Source organism: Pengzhenrongella sp. (genome assembly GCF_036565025.1).
Taxonomy (GTDB): Bacteria; Actinomycetota; Actinomycetes; order Actinomycetales; family Cellulomonadaceae; genus Pengzhenrongella.
This window is the reverse complement of the sequence record NZ_DATCNW010000202.1, coordinates 1-15324: the sequence shown is the minus strand read 5'-3', so window position 1 is coordinate 15324 and position 15324 is coordinate 1. Positions and strand designations below refer to the sequence as shown.

Below are 15324 nucleotides of genomic sequence, written 5' to 3'. Positions count from 1 at the left end.
AGGACACGTCGTATTCGCGATAGTAAATGCATCGGTGCCCCCTGGCGACACGCGGCGTGTGTACACCCGCGCACCGATGGCGCCCGGAAACGAATTGTCACCTTTTGCGACGAATTGACCTCGGGCGGTTGGTGCTGAGGAAACCCTAGCGCTGCCAGGAGCGCCCGCGAGTGCTTTTCGCGGCTTCTCGAGAACCTATTGATTCGTGCCGTACCGTGCGACGGCTTCTTCGATCGGGGTCTGCCCGTCGTTGAACTCGAGGAACGTGCCGATCGTCGCCGGCGTGGCCAGGACGGCCGCGACGACCCGCGCCACGTTCTCCCGGGAGACGTCCCCGGCCGGGAGGTTCGCACCGCCGACGTCGATCCGGCCGGAGCCGGCCGCGGCGGTGAGCAGACTCGGGCCGAGAATCGTCCACGACAGGTCGGTGCCTCGCAGGTACTCGTCCGCGGCGGCCTTCGCCTCGTAGTACGCGAACATCCCGTCCGTCTCGGCGGCACCGTGATCGGTGCGGGACCCCTTGTAGGAGACCATCACGTATCGCTTCACGCCGGCCAGCGCGGCGGCGTCCATGGAACGGATCGCGGCATCCCGGTCGACGGCGTAGGTGCGCTCGGCGCTGCCGCCGCCCGCACCGGCCGACCACACGACGGCGTCGTGCCCGGCGATCGTCGCCGCGATCTGCTCGGTACTGAGGTTCTCGACGTCGGCGACGATCGGGGTTGCGCCGGTCGCCGTGATGTCGGCGCTGTGCTCCGGGTTGCGGATCAGCGAGCTGACCGCGTGGCCCCCATCGGTCAGTATGCGTGCCAGGTGCAGGGCGACTTTCCCGTGCCCACCGATGATCGCGATGCGTGACATGTGACTCCTTATGCGTTCTCCGGTTACCCAGATTGCGCCGGTGGTGAATTCGACAAGATCTCACGCCCGCAGTGACGAGCGCGCACCTGTCGTCAACGGCGAGCTCGACGGTCGCATTCCCGAACGTCGCCCCTCATCCTCAACCCATTGATCGAACGCGGGGGTTCGACTCGCGGCCTCGAGTTCGCCCATTCGTTGCGAGTTCGCCGTTCGAACCCGGCGAACTCGCGTCAAAACGGCGAACTCGGGCCTCCCCTACTCGCGGTGGGCGACCGAGCCGCGGCGGACGATGTCCGCCAGCTCGTCATCCGGCACCAGGGCCGGGATCCGGTCATCGTCGGGCAGCTCGACAGTCGCCTCGAGGCGCAGGTCACGGGACGACGCGCCGACCTCGATCCGGAACTCGCCGCCCTGCCGGCGCCACGCCCCGGCCACCACGTCGTAGTACGCGAAGTCCCGGTTCGAGAGCTCGATCCGGACGCGAACCTGCTCGCCCGCGGCGAGCGTGACCTTCTCGAACGCGCGCAGCTCGCGCAGCGGGCGGCGGACCACACTGTGGGAGTCCCCGACGTAGACCTGGACCACCTCGGCGCCGGTCCGGGTGCCGGTGTTCCGCACGGTCAGCGACAGCTGCACGACGCCGGCGTCCCGGTCGACGTCGTCGATCCGCAGGTCCGCGTACTCGAAGCTGGTGTACGACAGCCCGTGCCCGAACGGGTAGCGCACGGCGAGGCCCACCGCGTCGTACCAGCGGTAGCCGATGAACACCCCCTCGCCGTAGCGCACCACCCCGCGCTCCCCCGGGTAGTTGAGGTATCCGGGGGTCGTCGGCGAACGGAACCTCCCGCAACGACCCCCGCGCGTCAGGCTCGACCTCGGGCACGCGAACTGGGAGACGTTGTCGTGCCACGGCGCGAAAAAGGACAACAACTCCCAGTTCGCGGCCCGGCGGCAACGGCCCGGGGGTCGCGTACCGTGGGCGGCCCTTCCGGCCGAGCGCATTTCGCCGGCGCCATCCCCAGACAGGACACCGATGACTCCCCCGCTGCCCCGCACCGGCCGAACGTTCGCCGTCCTCGCCACGATCGAGGCGATCACCTGGGCCGGCCTGCTCGTGGGCATGTTCCTCAAGTACGTCACGGAAACCACGGAGGCCGGCGTCTGGCTGTTCGGCCGCCTGCACGGCGCCGCGTTCGTCGCCTACCTGATCGTGACGCTGGTGGCCGCCCGTCGGCTGCGCTGGTCGTCGCGGGTGACGCTGCTCGCTCTCGTCGCGAGCATCCCCCCGCTCGCCACGCTCGCGTTCGAGCGGTGGGCCCGACGACGCGGCATGCTGCACGCGCCGTCCGCGACCGTCGCCGCGGATCGGGCGGACTCCCCCGACTCCGCGGAGACCCTGGTGAGCTCAGCACCCACGCAGTAGCACCAAACCCCGCGGCCGTCACCCGGCTCGGCGCGCGCGTCAGTGGCCGCGCCCGACCCACTCCGACAGCTGGGGTGCCTCGGCGCCGATCGTGGTGTCCTCGCCGTGACCGGTGTGGACGACCGTCCGCGGCGGCAGGGTCAGGAGGCGCTCGGTGATCGAGTCGATGATCGTCGGGAAGTCCGAGTAGGTCCGCCCCGTGGCCCCGGGTCCGCCGGCGAACAGGGTGTCGCCGGTGAACACGACACCCAGCGCCGGGACGTGGAAGCTGCACGCGCCGTGCGTGTGGCCGGGGGTGTGCAGGACGTGCAGCTCCACGCCGCCGACCCGGACCACGTCACCGTCGGCAAGCTCGCCGTCGGGAGCCGCCGGGTGGACCGCGTCCCACAGCTCCCGGTCGGCCGGGTGAAGGCGGATCGGAGCGCCCGTCGCCCGCCCGACGGCGGTTGCCGCGCCGATGTGGTCGTCGTGCGCGTGGGTGAGCAGGACCGCGAGAACCGTCCGGCCGGCCACTGCGGCGACGATCGATGGGGCGTCGTGCGCGGCGTCGATGACGACGCACTCGTCGTCGTCCCCGAGGACCCACACGTTGTTGGTCACGTCCCAGGTGCCACCGTCGAGGCTGAACGTGCCCGACGTGACGACCCGGTCCACGCGGGCGACAGGGGTCGCGCTCACAGCACGACGACCGAGCGCAGCACGTCGCCGTCGTGCATCTTGGTGAAGGCGGCCTCGATGTCGCCCAGGCCGATGGTCTCGGACACGAACGCGCCGAGGTCGAACCGGCCCTGGCGGTAGAGGTCGACGAGCATCGGGAAGTCCCGGCTCGGCAGGCAGTCGCCGTACCAGGACGACTTCAGCGCACCGCCCCGGCCGAAGATCTCGATCATCGGCAAGGTGACCGTAAGGTCGGGCGTCGGCACTCCCACCAGGACGACCGTGCCGGCGAGATCCCTCGCGTAGAACGCCTGCTCGTAGGTCTCGGGCCGGCCGACCGCCTCGATCACGACGTCGGCGCCGTGCCCGCCGGTGCGTTCCCGGATGGCCGCCACGGCGTCGGTGGTTCGGGAGTTGACCGTGTGGGTGGCGCCGAACGTCGCGGCCAACGCCAGCTTCCGGTCGTCCACGTCGACGGCGATGATCGTGGTCGCCCCGGCAACGACCGCCCCGGCGATCGCGGCATTGCCGACCCCGCCGCAGCCGATCACGGCCACCGAGTCACCACGGCCGACCCCGCCGGTGTTGACCGCGGCGCCGAATCCCGCCATCACCCCACAGCCGAGCAGGCCGACGGCGGCCGGGTCCGCCTGCGGGTCGACCTTCGTGCACTGGCCGGCCGCCACCAGCGTCTTCTCGATGAATGCGCCGATCCCGAGCGCAGGCGAGAGCTCGGTGCCGTCGGTCAGCGTCATCTTCTGCGTGGCGTTGTGCGTGTTGAAGCAGTACTGCGGCTTGCCCTTCGCGCACGCCCGGCACTGACCGCAGACGGCGCGCCAGTTGAGGATGACGAAATCGCCTGGCGCGACGTCGGTCACGCCGTCGCCCACCGCCTCGACCACACCGGCGGCCTCGTGGCCCAGCAGGAACGGGAACTCGTCGTTGATGCCACCCTCGCGGTAGTGCAGGTCCGTGTGGCAGACCCCGCAGGCCTGGATCGTGACGACCGCCTCACCGGGACCCGGATCGGGCACGATGACGTCGACGATCTCGACCGGCGCGCCCTTGGCTCGGGCGATGACTCCCTTGACGATGCTGGGCATGCGGATCTCCTTGCGAGCGGTGTGCGGCGGCCGTTCAGGCTAGGCGCTCCGCGCCGGGGCTCGGGGCGGGGCTCGGCGCAGACCGGGAGCGCAGCCTCGATTCGAGGGCCCGGTCGATCAGGATCCCACCTACCCGAGCCGGAGCATCACCTTGCTGCTGCCCGTGCTGCGATCCCCGGCCACCCGCATGGCCTCGCCCGCCTGGTCGAGCCCGAACGTGTGCGTGAGGAGCGGAGCGACGTCCAGCCCAGCCCTCATCGCGGCCAGCGCGTCGTCGATCTCCTCGATGAAGCGATAGGAGCCCACCCAGGTGAGCTCGCGGGTCACGAGGTCGCCGAGCACGGCCTGGACCGCCGACCCGGGGAGGTTGCCGACCTGCACGACGGTGCCGCCCTTCGCGGTCGCGCGCAGTACCGGCCCGAGCGCACCGGGCGCGCCCGAGCACTCGAAGACCAGCTCCAGGTCGCTCGGCGGCGAGCTGCTCGTGGCGAGGTTGACGGCCTCGTCGGCCCCCATGGCGCGGGCCACCGCGAGCGCGGCGTCGGACATGTCCGCGGCGATCACGACGGCGGCGCCGGCGAACTTCGCGGCGGCGACGACCAGCGAGCCGATTGGCCCGCAGCCGAACACCTGGACCGTCTTGCCGCGGAGATCGCCGGCCCGGCGGACCGCGTGCATCGCGACCGCGAGGGGTTCGGCGATCGCTCCGTGCCGCGTGCTCACGCCGTCGGGCAGCACCCGGATCTGTTCCGCGCGCACGGCCTTGAGCTCGCAGAACCCGCCGTCGGTGTGCGGGTCGAACGCGGCCGAGCCGAAGTACCGGACGCTCGGGTAGAGGTTCGTGCGGCCGGCCAGCCGCTCCGGCATCAGCCCGTCGCCGACGAGCTGGGCCGGCTGGAACGTCACCGCCCGGCCCGGGTCCAGCCCGGTGACGCCGTCCCCGAGCTGCACGATCCGGCCCGCGACCTCGTGCCCGAGCACGAGCGGGTGCTTGAGCACGGCGGTGCCGGAGGCGCCGTGGCGCCAGTAGGCCAGGTCGGAGCCGCAGATCCCGCCCCACTCCATCGCGACGAGGACCTCGCCGGGCGCCGGCACGGGGTCCGGCCGCTCGTCGACGCGCAGGTCACCGGCACCGTGGACGACGATCGCCCTCATGTCGCGTTCTCGAGCAGGACCAGGTCCCGGCCCTGGACCTCGGGCGCGAGGATCGCCGAGACGAGCGTGATGGCCGAGTACCCGACCAGCATCGCGGCGATGGGCCACCAGCTGTGGGTGACGGCCGTGAGCGTCGCCGCGAGCACCGGGCCGATGGCGGTGGCCAGGATGCCGCCGACCTCCTTGGCCAGCGCGAGCTGGGTGAACCGGGCGCGCGCGCCGAACAGCTCGGCCATCGTGACGCTCTCCAGGGAGAACAGGCCGAGCACCCCGAGGTTCAGCCCGACGACCATCGCGAGCTGCACGGTGCGCGGACCGCCGGTGTTGATCAGGTAGAGCATCGGGAACGCGTACGCCATCGTCGCGAGGGTGAGCCCGATGTAGATCGGGCGGCGACCGAACCGGTCCCCCAGCAGGCCGACCAGGGGAACGGTGACGAAGCCGAGCAGCGAACCCCAGACGATGGCGGTCGTGGCCACCGTCTTGTCCATCACCAGCGTGCTGGCGATGTAGCCGACGAGGAACGTCTGCACGACGCCGGAGTTCCCTGCCTGGCCGAACCGCAGCCCGAGCGCAAGCAGAAAGGCCTTGCCCTTGCGCTGGTGCAGCGCGGACTCCAGCACGCTGTCGCCGTCGGCCTTGACTTCGGCCTTGAGCTCTTGACGGGTCATGGCGACGCCGGCGTTGACGTCGGCGCGCTCTTCGAAGACGGGACTCTCCTTGAGGTGCGTGCGCAACCAGATCGCGAAGATCATCAGCACGAAGCTGAGCAGGAACGGCAGGCGCCAGCCCCAGCTCAGGAGCTGCTGCTCGGAGAGGGTGCCGATCAGGAATGCCCAGAGCGCCGAGGCGACGAGCGTGCCGGAGTTCGTGCCGAGGCTGACCAGGGAGGCGAACACGCCCCGACGCTTGACCGGCGCGTACTCCGCGAGCATCGTGGTCGCGCCCGCGATCTCCGCACCCGCCCCGAAGCCCTGGATCAGGCGCAGCACGACCAGCAGGATCGGTGCGAGCAGGCCGACGCGGCCGTAGGTCGGGAGCACCCCGATCAGCGTGGTGGAGGCCCCCATCAGCGCGATCGTGATGAACAGGACCTTCTTGCGGCCGATGCGGTCGCCCATCCGGCCGAAGTAGATGGCGCCGAAGAGCCGCGCGACGTACCCGACGCCGTAGGTCCCCATCGCCGCGATCAGCCCGACGGCGGGACTCACGTTCGGGAAGAAGATCTTGTTGAACACGATCGCGGCGGCCAGCGAGTAGAGCTGGAAGTCCATGAACTCCATGGCCGTGCCGAGCCACCCGGAGACAGCGGCCTTGGTGAGGTCGCTCGTCTTTCGGGTGGCGACCCCCGGCGGCGAGGCGGGTGTGGTTTGCGTCATCGTGTGCTCCTTTGCATCGGACCGCGGAGCAGGTGAATCAGACCGCGGCGTGACCGGGAGTCCATCCATCACTACTCGTATGGAAGTACTGGTATGTAAGCGCACGCCGCGAGGCAAGTCAAGGGGCAGTTGCGATCTGGCCACGACCAGCAGAGACGTCCGACCGGCTTCGACTCCTCCGAGGGCGACGATAAATGGCCCTGCCTCCTCCGGCGCTTCCCGGTTGCGACGGCCGTGCTCCTGCGCTGGAATTGAGTGGTCAGCTGGTCAGCCGTCGGGAGGTCGAGATGGACAACACGATTTTGATCTGGATCATCGTGGCCGCCGTGGTACTCGTGGCGATCGTGGCGACGGTCGTGATGCGAAACCGGGTCACGACGCAGCGTGCCAGGGCCCGCAAGATTCGCGAGCAAGCGGACAACGACCGCATCGAGCTCGAGCGTCGCGAGGCCGAGGCCGCCAAGATGGACGCCGAGGCCCGGATGGCTCAGGCCGAGGCAGATGCCCGGACTGCCGACGCCGCCCTGCTGCAGAAGCAGGCCCAGGAGCGCTCCGAGCACGCGAGGGACTCTCGCTCGGAGGTCGACGCGCAGCTGCGGACGGCCGACCGGATCGACCCCGATGTGCCCGACCCCGCCCGACGCGACGACGACCTCGCCGACGGCGGAGGCGGCCGGACGAGCGCCGAGGTGCCCGATCGCGGCTCGGCGCGCGACGGCTCGGACCCGCCGCGCACCTAGTCGCAGCTGGTCTGCCGCGCAGTCAGCAAGCCTTTTGGGCCGCCTGCGGCGTCACGCTCAGTGCGACTGCACCGTGCTGCGCCCGGCCTGTGCCTGCGGGAGCCGCAGCGCGATGGCCTGCACCCGGTTGCGGCCGGCGTCCTTCGCCGCGTAGAGCGCGCGGTCGGCTCTGGCGATCAGGGTTCGCGACGTGTCGTCGAGCGACGCCTCCGTCAGCCCGATGCTCATCGTCTGACCGTCGGGCACCACGAGCAGGAGCCGGGACGCGACCGCCCGCGCCTGGCGCAGGTCGCAGTCGGGCAACGCGATCGCAAACTCCTCGCCGCCCCAGCGCGCGATCAGGTCGCTGGGCCTCAGTTCCGCCCGGATCGCGCTGACCAGGCCGCCGAGGAGGGCGTCGCCCGCGCTGTGGCCGTAGGTGTCGTTGTAGAGCTTGAAGTGGTCCATGTCGATCATCGCGACGGCCAGCGGGGCGCCGGTGCGCCGGGCGCGGGCCAGCTCGTGGTCCACCTGCTCGTCCCAGCTGCGACGGTTGTCGGCGCCGGTCAGGGCGTCGGTGCGGGCCTGCTTGGCGAGCAGCGCGACCAGCTCGGCGCGGTCGAGCGCGGCGGCGATCTCGCCGGCGACGAGCTCGATCATGTACAGGGACTGCTCGGGCAACCGCGGTCGCGACCGGCGGAACCCGACGACCAGGACCGCCAGTCGTCGTCCGTCCCTCGTGACCGGCGCGAACAGCACGCCGAGGGCGCCGGTGAGATCGACGAGCCTCTTCATCGTCCGCTCGTCGGCGGCGGCGTCCGCGACGTAGACCGTTTCACCGGTGCGCCAGACCTCCATGGTGACCGAGACGTCGACGCTCGGGTCCACCCGGATCGCGCGCAGGTCGATCCCGTCGGTCGACGCCGTGGCGACCATCGCCCCGTCCGGGGTCGGCTCGAGCAGAATCGCGAAGGTCGCGCCGGTGACGACCTGAGCGGCGACGCAGAGCTCGGGTCGCGGATCGGCGGCGGCGAGCAGGGCACGGCTGATCGCCCCCAGGGCTGCGACGTCGGCGCTGCGCCGGCGAGCCTGGCCGACCAGTCCCTGAATGGCGGACCCGGCGAGCAGCCCGGTGGCCGCCCAGAGTCCGGCCCCTCCCCAGTCGATGCTCGGATGCAGCAGACCGCCGGCGAGGATCCCCGGCGCGACGAAGGTCACCGCCGAGCCCGCGATCGCGCACAGCAGCTGAGCTCGGCTGCCGTGGATCGCGAGCCAGATGACGGGCAGCATGACCAGCGGCGTACAGCGTGGACTCGCACCGCCCTCGGCCTGACGCAGCAACACGATCACGACGAACGCTGCCACTGGCACTATCGCCTCGGTCCAGGCGGCCCACCGTCGCCAGGGGACCACCAGCGCCGCCGCGACCAGCACGGCCGTCAGGACCGCCGCCGCGATCAGCGCGTTCGAGTCGAACGACCCGGTCGGGGTCAACCCGATCAGCAGCAGCGCGATGGAGAAGATGGTCACGAACGGCGCGATCCGGCCCACGACTCCGGGGTCGCTCAGCGGGCGCGTCGCCGTCGCGCTCGCCTGAGAGTTCACCGAACCCACACGCACTGCCGTCGCCCTCACTCCCCACTCTCGGCCGTCCTGGCTGTTATCGGCGTCGAGACGGTGGATCTTGAGACGTCAGTTCGCCCGGATTACCTCCGCGAGGTGGGCCGCGCGCTGCGAGGACTGCCGCCGTCGTGCAACGACCCGCCTAGCGCGGCAGGACCGTCAGGACGCGGACCAGGTGGTCCCGGAACTCCGCCATGAACGAGGCCAGGAACTCCGCCGTCGACTCCCTCGTCACCTCGCCGTCCGGGAGGAAGACCTCGTGGCTGAACTGGATGTACGCCTCCGGCGACGTCATCTGCCGGGCGTTGCAGAAGCTCAGGACCCCGCGCAGGCTCTGCTGACCGAGGGCCGTGCCGATCAGGCCGGGGGACGCGCCGATCACCGCGGCGGGGATGTGGTTGAACGAGTTCTGCCCCCAGGGCCGGGAGGCCCAGTCGATGGCGTTCTTCAGGGCACCCGGGATGGAGCGGTTGTACTCGGGCGTGACGAACAAGATGGCGTCGACGTCGGCGATCGCTGCCTTGAGAGCCGCGGCCTCGGGCGGATAGCTCGCGTCGTAGTCCGGGCTGTACAGCGGCAGGTCCTTGATCGCGAGCTCGACGAACTCGAGGTCCGGCGGAGCGAGGCGGATCAGCGCCTTGGACAGGATCCGGTTGATGGAGGTGGACGAGAGGCTCCCGACGAAGTAGCCGACCTGGTAGGTGGTCATCGCGCACTCTTTCTCGAGACCGTCCACGGCTCGAGCGGTTCGTCGCCTGTGACGGTACGGAACCTGACGGCGCGAGCGTATCGGCGCGAGCGGACCGGCGCTCGGTCGACCGCGAGAGCCTCCCGCCCGGCCGGCCGGGCGGGCATCCCGCTGAGCGGACCGGCTCCCTGGTCGTGAGGCCGGCGCGACCCGAAACTGGGCGCACCCCGACCTCCCGAGAACGGTTCGCCGATGCCACCGCAGATCAAGCTCGCAGCCCCCGACCACGACGAGACGCAGGTGCCACGAGATCCTGTCGGTCCGCCGGGGAATCGTTCCGACCGAACCTTGGATAGAGCTCATGTCCCGTTCCCTTCACTCGGGCGAGACCGACCGGCCGCCGTCGTCGGGCAGCGCGGGTCTCTCATGCGGCCGGACGGGTAGAGGTTCTTCGCCGGTCCGATCCGCGCGCCGCGCCCAGGGGTAGAATTTCCCACCCGCTGCGAGAAATCCCTATGCAGGCCGCGGCCGCGATCAAGAAGACAAATGCCGTCAGGCCTGAGTTCACCGCACCGCGCCTGCGCGACCCCTTGGCCACGCGCTGGACCGAGCACATGAAGCCGTGGATCGAGCTCCCGGCCGCGCTGCCCGACCCGCAACGAGCACGTCTCACGGCTGCCCGGTTGATGGCCGACGGCGCATGGCTCGCCTGCGCGACTGGGGTGTTCCCGCCCGATCAGCGCGATCGCGAGCGGATCCGCGCGATCGCCTACGACCTCCTGAAGGACTGAACGTTGCGGAGATGGCTCTTGCTCGGTGCGGCGATCGCGAGCGAGGTCACGGGATCCCTGTCTCTCAAGGCAGCGCTCGAGAACCCGGGTTGGTATGCCCTGGTCGTCGCCGGCTACGTCGCTTCATTTGTGTTCCTGTCCCTCGGGCTGCGAGCCGGGCTTTCGCTGGGGGTGGCGTGCGGCATCTGGGGAGCCCTCGGCGTCGCGTCGACCGCGATCCTCGCTGCCGTCATCTTCGGTGAGCCCCTCACCCCGGTGATGCTGCTCGGAATGGTGCTGATCATCGGCGGCGTGCTCACCGTCGAGCTCGGCTCCCGGCGGGCCGCCGACCTGACGGAAGAGGTTGCCTGATGGCGTGGGCATTTCTGACCGGGGCGATCCTCAGCGAGGTCGGCGCCACCCTCTCGCTCCGCGCCAGCATCGGCGGACGCAGGACCTGGTACGTCGCCGTGACCGTTGGCTACGTGCTCGCGTTCGTTCTTCTTTCGCTCGCGCTGGGCCAGGGACTCGCTCTCGGCGTGGCGTACGGGATCTGGGCCGCCGCCGGCGTCGCCCTCGCCGCCGTCGCGAGGAGGTTCTTCTTCGGCGAGCCGTTCACCTGGATCATGGCCGCCGGCATCGCCCTCATCATGGGCGGCGTGCTCCTGGTAGAAGTCGGCGCCGCGCACTGACGACGGACGACGCCGGCTCGGTGGACACGCACTCGCCGGTCACGACGTCGCAGAATCCCGATACCTCTTCGGTCACCAGGATCAACGGGCTGGTCATGCTTCCGCCCAGGCACGCTCGATCGTCTGGGTGTAGCCCGAAACTGCGATCGCGCCCGGGATGCCGTACCTGCCGCCGACCACGACGAAGGGCACTCCCGTCACGCCGAGCCGCCCGGCCTCTGCCTGGTCTTCGTGGACGGCGTCCGCGAATTCGTCGCTCGCGAGGACCTCCTCGGCCCGTGCGCGCGGGATGCCGAGCCCGGCCGCGGCGTCGGCCAGGAAGGCGTGGCCGTAGACGTTGGCGTGGCCGCTGAAGAGCTCCCGTTGCACCACCCCGAGCATCTCGTTGGCGAGACCGTGCTCGGCAGCGAGGTGGATGACGCGGTGCGCGTCGAAGCTGTTGGCGTGCACCCGGTCCGAGGTGTACGGCAGTCCTTCGTCGTGAGCCATCGCACCGACGTGACCGTCCATGCGCACAGCCTCGGCCAACGACACGCCCATCTTCGCCGCCAGGAAGCCCGGCAACGACACCGGATCGGTGGATGCCGTCGCGTCGAGCTCGAACGAGTGGGGCACCAGTTCGATGGACGCGGCGTGCGGCGAGGCCGCGATCGCCGTCTCCAGGCGCTTCTTTCCGACGTAGCACCAGGGACAGCCGATGTCGCTCCACACGTCGATGCGAAGCGTGGTCACGGGGCGGGGCTCCGCCGTGGTCGCAGTACTCCCAGCAGGAATTGTCATGGTGGCGTCCGTTCAGTTCTGGGTGGCGGTGGCGGGCTAGGCGGCGAGGTCTGCGGCGGCCACGGGGAGAATAGCCTCGACCCGGTCGCGCTTGGTGAACAGGTCCCAATAGCCGTCGGCGAGGTCATCGGGGTCGACGAGCGGACGGACGGCTCCCTCCGGAAGCTCGAACTCCAGCGCGCCCGAGGTGAGGGCCTCGTGGCTCGCGCTGCGTTCGATCATCGCGTTCACGGTCAGGGTGCCGGCGTAGATCCCCTTGTCTGCCAGCTCGCCGTGGAGCGAGTAGATGTAGTTGCGGGCTGCCGCCATGACCGGCCCGAAGCCGCTCATGAACGGGACGCCCTCGACCGCGGAGCCGCCGTGGCCGATCAGGATTCCGCCGTCACCCCGTTCGAGCATCTGCGGCAGGACCGCCCTGACCAGCTCGACCGGCGTCAGCAGATACAGGCTGATGAGGTCCTCGAGCACGTCCGCCGTGAGTTCGGCCGCCGGGGTGAACGTGGAGCCGGAGATCGGCGCGTACTCGACGACGTCGATCCGGCCGAAGCGTTCCGTGATCGCCCCGACCAGCGCCGGAATCTTGTCCGTCTCCAGGAGGTCCGCGGAGAATGCGGCTGCCTCGATCCCCTCCGCGGCGAGCGTCGTGACGAGCGCGTCGAGCGGTGCGGTGCGACGCCCGACGAGGGCGACCCGGAAGCCCTCGCGGCCGAACCGGCGGGCTACCGAGGTCCCGAGGCCAGTTCCGGCACCAAATATGGCTATTGTCTTCGACACAAGCAACTCCTGGAATGTTAAGTTGAGGCCTGGATCAAGTTCTACGTGACCGTAGCACGTAACTTGAGGGAACCGTCAAGTTACGTGCGAAGGACGACAGCAGATGACGGAGCAACACACCACCACCACCACCGACGCGCGACCGTCGCTGCGCGGCGATGCCCGGCGCAACCTGGAGAAGCTGCGGAAGGCCGCGGTCGAGGTCTTCTCCGAGCGTGGGCTCGGCGCACCGCTGGAGGAGGTCGCCCATCGCGCGGGCGTCAGCACCGGCACTCTCTACAACCGATTCGGCAGCCGCGAGGCCCTGATCGACGCGGTGGTCCAGGAGCTCGCGACCACGAAATTTGATGCGGTCGTCGAGCTCGCCCTCGCCGCGCCAGACCCGTGGGAGCGGTTCGCCGTCTACGTCGAGCAGCTGTGTGAGCTGCAGGCGCAGGGCCCGGACATGAACGACATCATCGCGCGGAAGTATCCGCAGGCCTCCGCACTCAGCGCCCTGTGCGAGGAGACGCTGGAAGTTGCCGGGCGATTCATCGAGGACGCGCAGCGCAACGGCGCGCTGCGCTCCGACTTCACCACCGACGACCTGGCCCTGATCTTCTTGACCAACGCGAGCGTGGTGGGCGCCACCGCCGACGTCGCGCCGGACGCCTGGCGACGGAACCTCGGCTTCATCCTCGACGGACTTCACTCGGGCGGCACCCGGGTGTGATCAGCGCTGTCCCGGTCTACAGCGGGGGCAGGAGCGATCGGCGTCCAGGTCCGAACCTGGATGCTGCTGGCCAAGAGATCGAAGCATCGACGACGAGCCGGGTAGATGCCCGACGGACGTCCGAGCCTCCGGCCTGCGGACCAGCGCCTGCGTCGTCATTGAGGTGAGGATCCGTGTTCGCCACGGAGTCCTCCCCGCAGAAGGGAGCCTGGTTGCCGTCGGCGCAGGCTGACTGCTTTCGCCCCGGTCGTCGACGCGATGCCCGTTGCTGTGCCCGTCGCTCACGGCCGCGTCAGCTGATGTCAGGGTCGTTGACGCCCGGGTCGTTCGCGTCGGAGTCGTTGACGACGGTGTTGATGAGTTCCCGGTCGCCGGGGTCGTTGACGAACATGTCGATGAGGTCGCGGTCGTTGTCCGGGTCGGTGATGAAGCTGTTGATGAGGTCCCGGTCGTTGTCTCGGTGGCCCGTGGTGTTGGTGTTGCGGTTGTCCCAGTTGCTGCGGGTGGCTTGGACGGCGAGGGAGAGGTCGAGGCGGTCGCCGTACCAGTCGGGGGTGGTGGTGTCGGGGGTGATGGTGGCCTGGTGGCTGGTGGTCGCGCCCTTGGCGTGGCCGGTCTGGGCGGGTGCGGGGGTGATGGTGGCGCCGCGGGGCGAGGTGAACAGGAGTTCGCCGGTGGGGGTGCGGGTGAGCTGGTAGCTGCCTTCGTGCAGGGCCCTGTGGTGCGTACCGCAGAGCAAGACGAGGTTGATGAAGGTGGTGGGTCCGCCGTTTGCCCAGTGCGTGATGTGGTGGGCGACGAGGAAGCGGCGGCGGTTGCAGCCGGGGTACTGGCAGGTGCCGTCGCGGTGCCACAGGGCGCGGGTCAGGGCCGCGTTGGGGAACCGGGAGGCGCGGCCGAGGTCGAGGGTCTCGCCGGTGGGTCCGTCGATGGCGATGACGATGCGGGCGTCGCAGGCGAGGCGCCGGGCGGTCTCGCCGAGCAGTGCGGGGCCGTCCTGGATCCGGGGTCCGTCCAGGAGTGGCACGGGCTGTTGCGGGTGCTTGGTGGTGTTCGGCGTCGGCCGTCCGGTCGGCGTGGACGACGTCCCGGCCTGCGACTGCGACTGCGACTGCGACTGCGAGTCCAAGCCCGAGCCCGATCCCGAGCAGGAGCCCGAGTCCGACCCCGAGCCCAACTCTGAGCCCGAGCCCGAGCCCGAGCCCGAGCCCGCCCCCGACACTGGCTCGCTACCACCCTGCCTTGGTGCATCCGGTGCCGGGTCGGTGAGGTCACTGAGGTTGACGTGCACGATGAGCTCGGGCCGCCGGGTGGGGTTGGGCTCCTGGTCGTCGTCGGTGGGGTCACCGGTCTGGGCGCAGATTATGACCAGGGCGTCGGCGCGGGCGGTGGACGTTCCCGCGGGAACGTCGTACGGGTCTTGGTAGGGGCCGCGGTCGGGGTCGTGGGGTTCTTCCATGGGCGGGGCGTCGGCGGCGTCGGCGGTGAGTTTGGCGGCGGTGGCCTCGAGGGCTTCGACGACCAGGGCGCCGTCTTCGGGGGACAGCCGGGCGGTCAGGGTCAGGGCCCCGTCCTCGGCCCAGCGCCAGGTGAGGGTGCGGTTCGCGTGGCGGCGGGTCTCAGTGTCGGCGTCGAGGGATCCGCGCAGGTAGCGTTCGAGGGGGCCGGAGGGGGTGACCAGGGCGATCTGGAGGAGCTCGGTCTCGCGGTCGGCGGTGGCCAGGCGGGTCAGGGCGCGGACCTTGGAGTAGCTGAGCTGTCCGGCGGCGAATGCGGTGCGGATCTGGGGCAGGTCGCGGATCGCGCGGGCGACCCGGACGTGTTCGCGGGCGGCGCCGTTGGTCAGTGAGCACCGCCAGGTGAGCCAGTGCGCGCAGGACACGATGCCGTCCATCGCCCACCCCTCGCGGGCGTCGAACTCCCCGAGCAGGACCGCCGAACCGGCACGTCGCGGCGTTCAGGTGCCCCGCCAGGGTGGTCAACGCGAC

Annotated in this window: 17 protein-coding genes; 6 read left to right on the top strand and 11 right to left on the bottom strand. The window is 70.4% G+C overall.

The window, feature by feature from the left end; genetic code table 11:
* Window positions 1-195: 195 nt before the first annotated feature.
* Complete coding sequence (locus VIM26_RS11620) at window positions 196-861, bottom strand: SDR family oxidoreductase (protein WP_331951297.1); 666 nt, start codon at window positions 859-861, stop codon at window positions 196-198.
* Between the two features lie 255 nt (window positions 862-1116).
* Entirely contained in the window at window positions 1117-1650 is a 534-nt protein-coding gene (locus VIM26_RS11615; RefSeq protein WP_331951295.1) for a fibronectin type III-like domain-contianing protein, read from the bottom strand.
* Between the two features lie 244 nt (window positions 1651-1894).
* Here VIM26_RS11615 and VIM26_RS11610 point away from each other — a divergent pair, with 244 nt between their 5' ends.
* Entirely contained in the window at window positions 1895-2284 is a 390-nt protein-coding gene (locus VIM26_RS11610; protein WP_331951293.1) for a DUF3817 domain-containing protein, read from the top strand.
* Window positions 2285-2323: 39 nt separating this feature from the next.
* Here the strand turns inward: VIM26_RS11610 and VIM26_RS11605 are convergent, their stop codons facing one another.
* From VIM26_RS11605 to VIM26_RS11590, 4 genes are all read right to left on the bottom strand, one after another.
* On the bottom strand, window positions 2324-2962 hold the full coding sequence (locus tag VIM26_RS11605; protein WP_331951291.1) for an MBL fold metallo-hydrolase: 639 nt from the start codon (window positions 2960-2962) through the stop codon (window positions 2324-2326).
* Window positions 2959-4044, bottom strand: a complete 1086-nt coding sequence (locus VIM26_RS11600; protein WP_331951289.1) for an S-(hydroxymethyl)mycothiol dehydrogenase — start codon at window positions 4042-4044, stop codon at window positions 2959-2961. Before VIM26_RS11600 ends, VIM26_RS11605 begins: the two co-directional genes overlap by 4 nt.
* A 129-nt stretch (window positions 4045-4173) precedes the next feature.
* Window positions 4174-5199, bottom strand: a complete 1026-nt coding sequence (locus VIM26_RS11595; protein ID WP_331951287.1) for an L-idonate 5-dehydrogenase — start codon at window positions 5197-5199, stop codon at window positions 4174-4176.
* Entirely contained in the window at window positions 5196-6578 is a 1383-nt protein-coding gene (locus VIM26_RS11590) for an MFS transporter (RefSeq protein ID WP_331951285.1), read from the bottom strand. The genes VIM26_RS11595 and VIM26_RS11590 overlap by 4 nt, the downstream gene beginning before the upstream one ends.
* Window positions 6579-6865: 287 nt before the next feature.
* On the opposite strand from VIM26_RS11590, the gene VIM26_RS11585 reads away from it, so the two are divergent.
* Window positions 6866-7318 (top strand): hypothetical protein, encoded by a 453-nt coding sequence (locus tag VIM26_RS11585; RefSeq protein WP_331951283.1) that lies wholly within the window; start codon window positions 6866-6868, stop codon window positions 7316-7318.
* A gap of 57 nt (window positions 7319-7375) precedes the next feature.
* Here the strand turns inward: VIM26_RS11585 and VIM26_RS11580 are convergent, their stop codons facing one another.
* Window positions 7376-8902 carry a sensor domain-containing diguanylate cyclase gene (locus VIM26_RS11580; RefSeq protein ID WP_331951281.1) on the bottom strand — a complete coding sequence of 509 codons (1527 nt, stop codon included), beginning with the start codon at window positions 8900-8902 and terminating at the stop codon, window positions 7376-7378.
* 160 nt (window positions 8903-9062) lie between these two features.
* Window positions 9063-9629 carry an NADPH-dependent FMN reductase gene (locus VIM26_RS11575; protein WP_331951279.1) on the bottom strand — a complete coding sequence of 189 codons (567 nt, stop codon included), beginning with the start codon at window positions 9627-9629 and terminating at the stop codon, window positions 9063-9065.
* A gap of 494 nt (window positions 9630-10123) precedes the next feature.
* Here VIM26_RS11575 and VIM26_RS11570 point away from each other — a divergent pair, with 494 nt between their 5' ends.
* The 3 genes from VIM26_RS11570 to VIM26_RS11560 are packed head-to-tail and all read left to right on the top strand — an operon-like array spanning window position 10124 to window position 11070.
* Entirely contained in the window at window positions 10124-10399 is a 276-nt protein-coding gene (locus tag VIM26_RS11570; protein ID WP_331951278.1) for a hypothetical protein, read from the top strand.
* A 3-nt stretch (window positions 10400-10402) separates the two neighbouring features.
* Window positions 10403-10750 carry a DMT family transporter gene (locus tag VIM26_RS11565; RefSeq protein ID WP_331951276.1) on the top strand — a complete coding sequence of 116 codons (348 nt, stop codon included), beginning with the start codon at window positions 10403-10405 and terminating at the stop codon, window positions 10748-10750.
* Window positions 10750-11070, top strand: a complete 321-nt coding sequence (locus VIM26_RS11560) for a DMT family transporter (RefSeq protein WP_331951274.1) — start codon at window positions 10750-10752, stop codon at window positions 11068-11070. The genes VIM26_RS11565 and VIM26_RS11560 overlap by 1 nt, the downstream gene beginning before the upstream one ends.
* A gap of 93 nt (window positions 11071-11163) precedes the next feature.
* Here VIM26_RS11560 and VIM26_RS11555 read toward each other — a convergent pair whose 3' ends face one another.
* Complete coding sequence (locus tag VIM26_RS11555) at window positions 11164-11802, bottom strand: DsbA family oxidoreductase (RefSeq protein ID WP_331951272.1); 639 nt, start codon at window positions 11800-11802, stop codon at window positions 11164-11166.
* Between the two features lie 84 nt (window positions 11803-11886).
* On the bottom strand, window positions 11887-12624 hold the full coding sequence (locus VIM26_RS11550) for an SDR family NAD(P)-dependent oxidoreductase (protein WP_331951270.1): 738 nt from the start codon (window positions 12622-12624) through the stop codon (window positions 11887-11889).
* A 103-nt stretch (window positions 12625-12727) separates the two neighbouring features.
* Here VIM26_RS11550 and VIM26_RS11545 point away from each other — a divergent pair, with 103 nt between their 5' ends.
* Window positions 12728-13336 (top strand): TetR/AcrR family transcriptional regulator, encoded by a 609-nt coding sequence (locus tag VIM26_RS11545; protein ID WP_331951268.1) that lies wholly within the window; start codon window positions 12728-12730, stop codon window positions 13334-13336.
* A gap of 292 nt (window positions 13337-13628) precedes the next feature.
* Here VIM26_RS11545 and VIM26_RS11540 read toward each other — a convergent pair whose 3' ends face one another.
* Entirely contained in the window at window positions 13629-15266 is a 1638-nt protein-coding gene (locus VIM26_RS11540; protein WP_331951335.1) for an HNH endonuclease signature motif containing protein, read from the bottom strand.
* Window positions 15267-15324 lie beyond the last annotated feature (58 nt).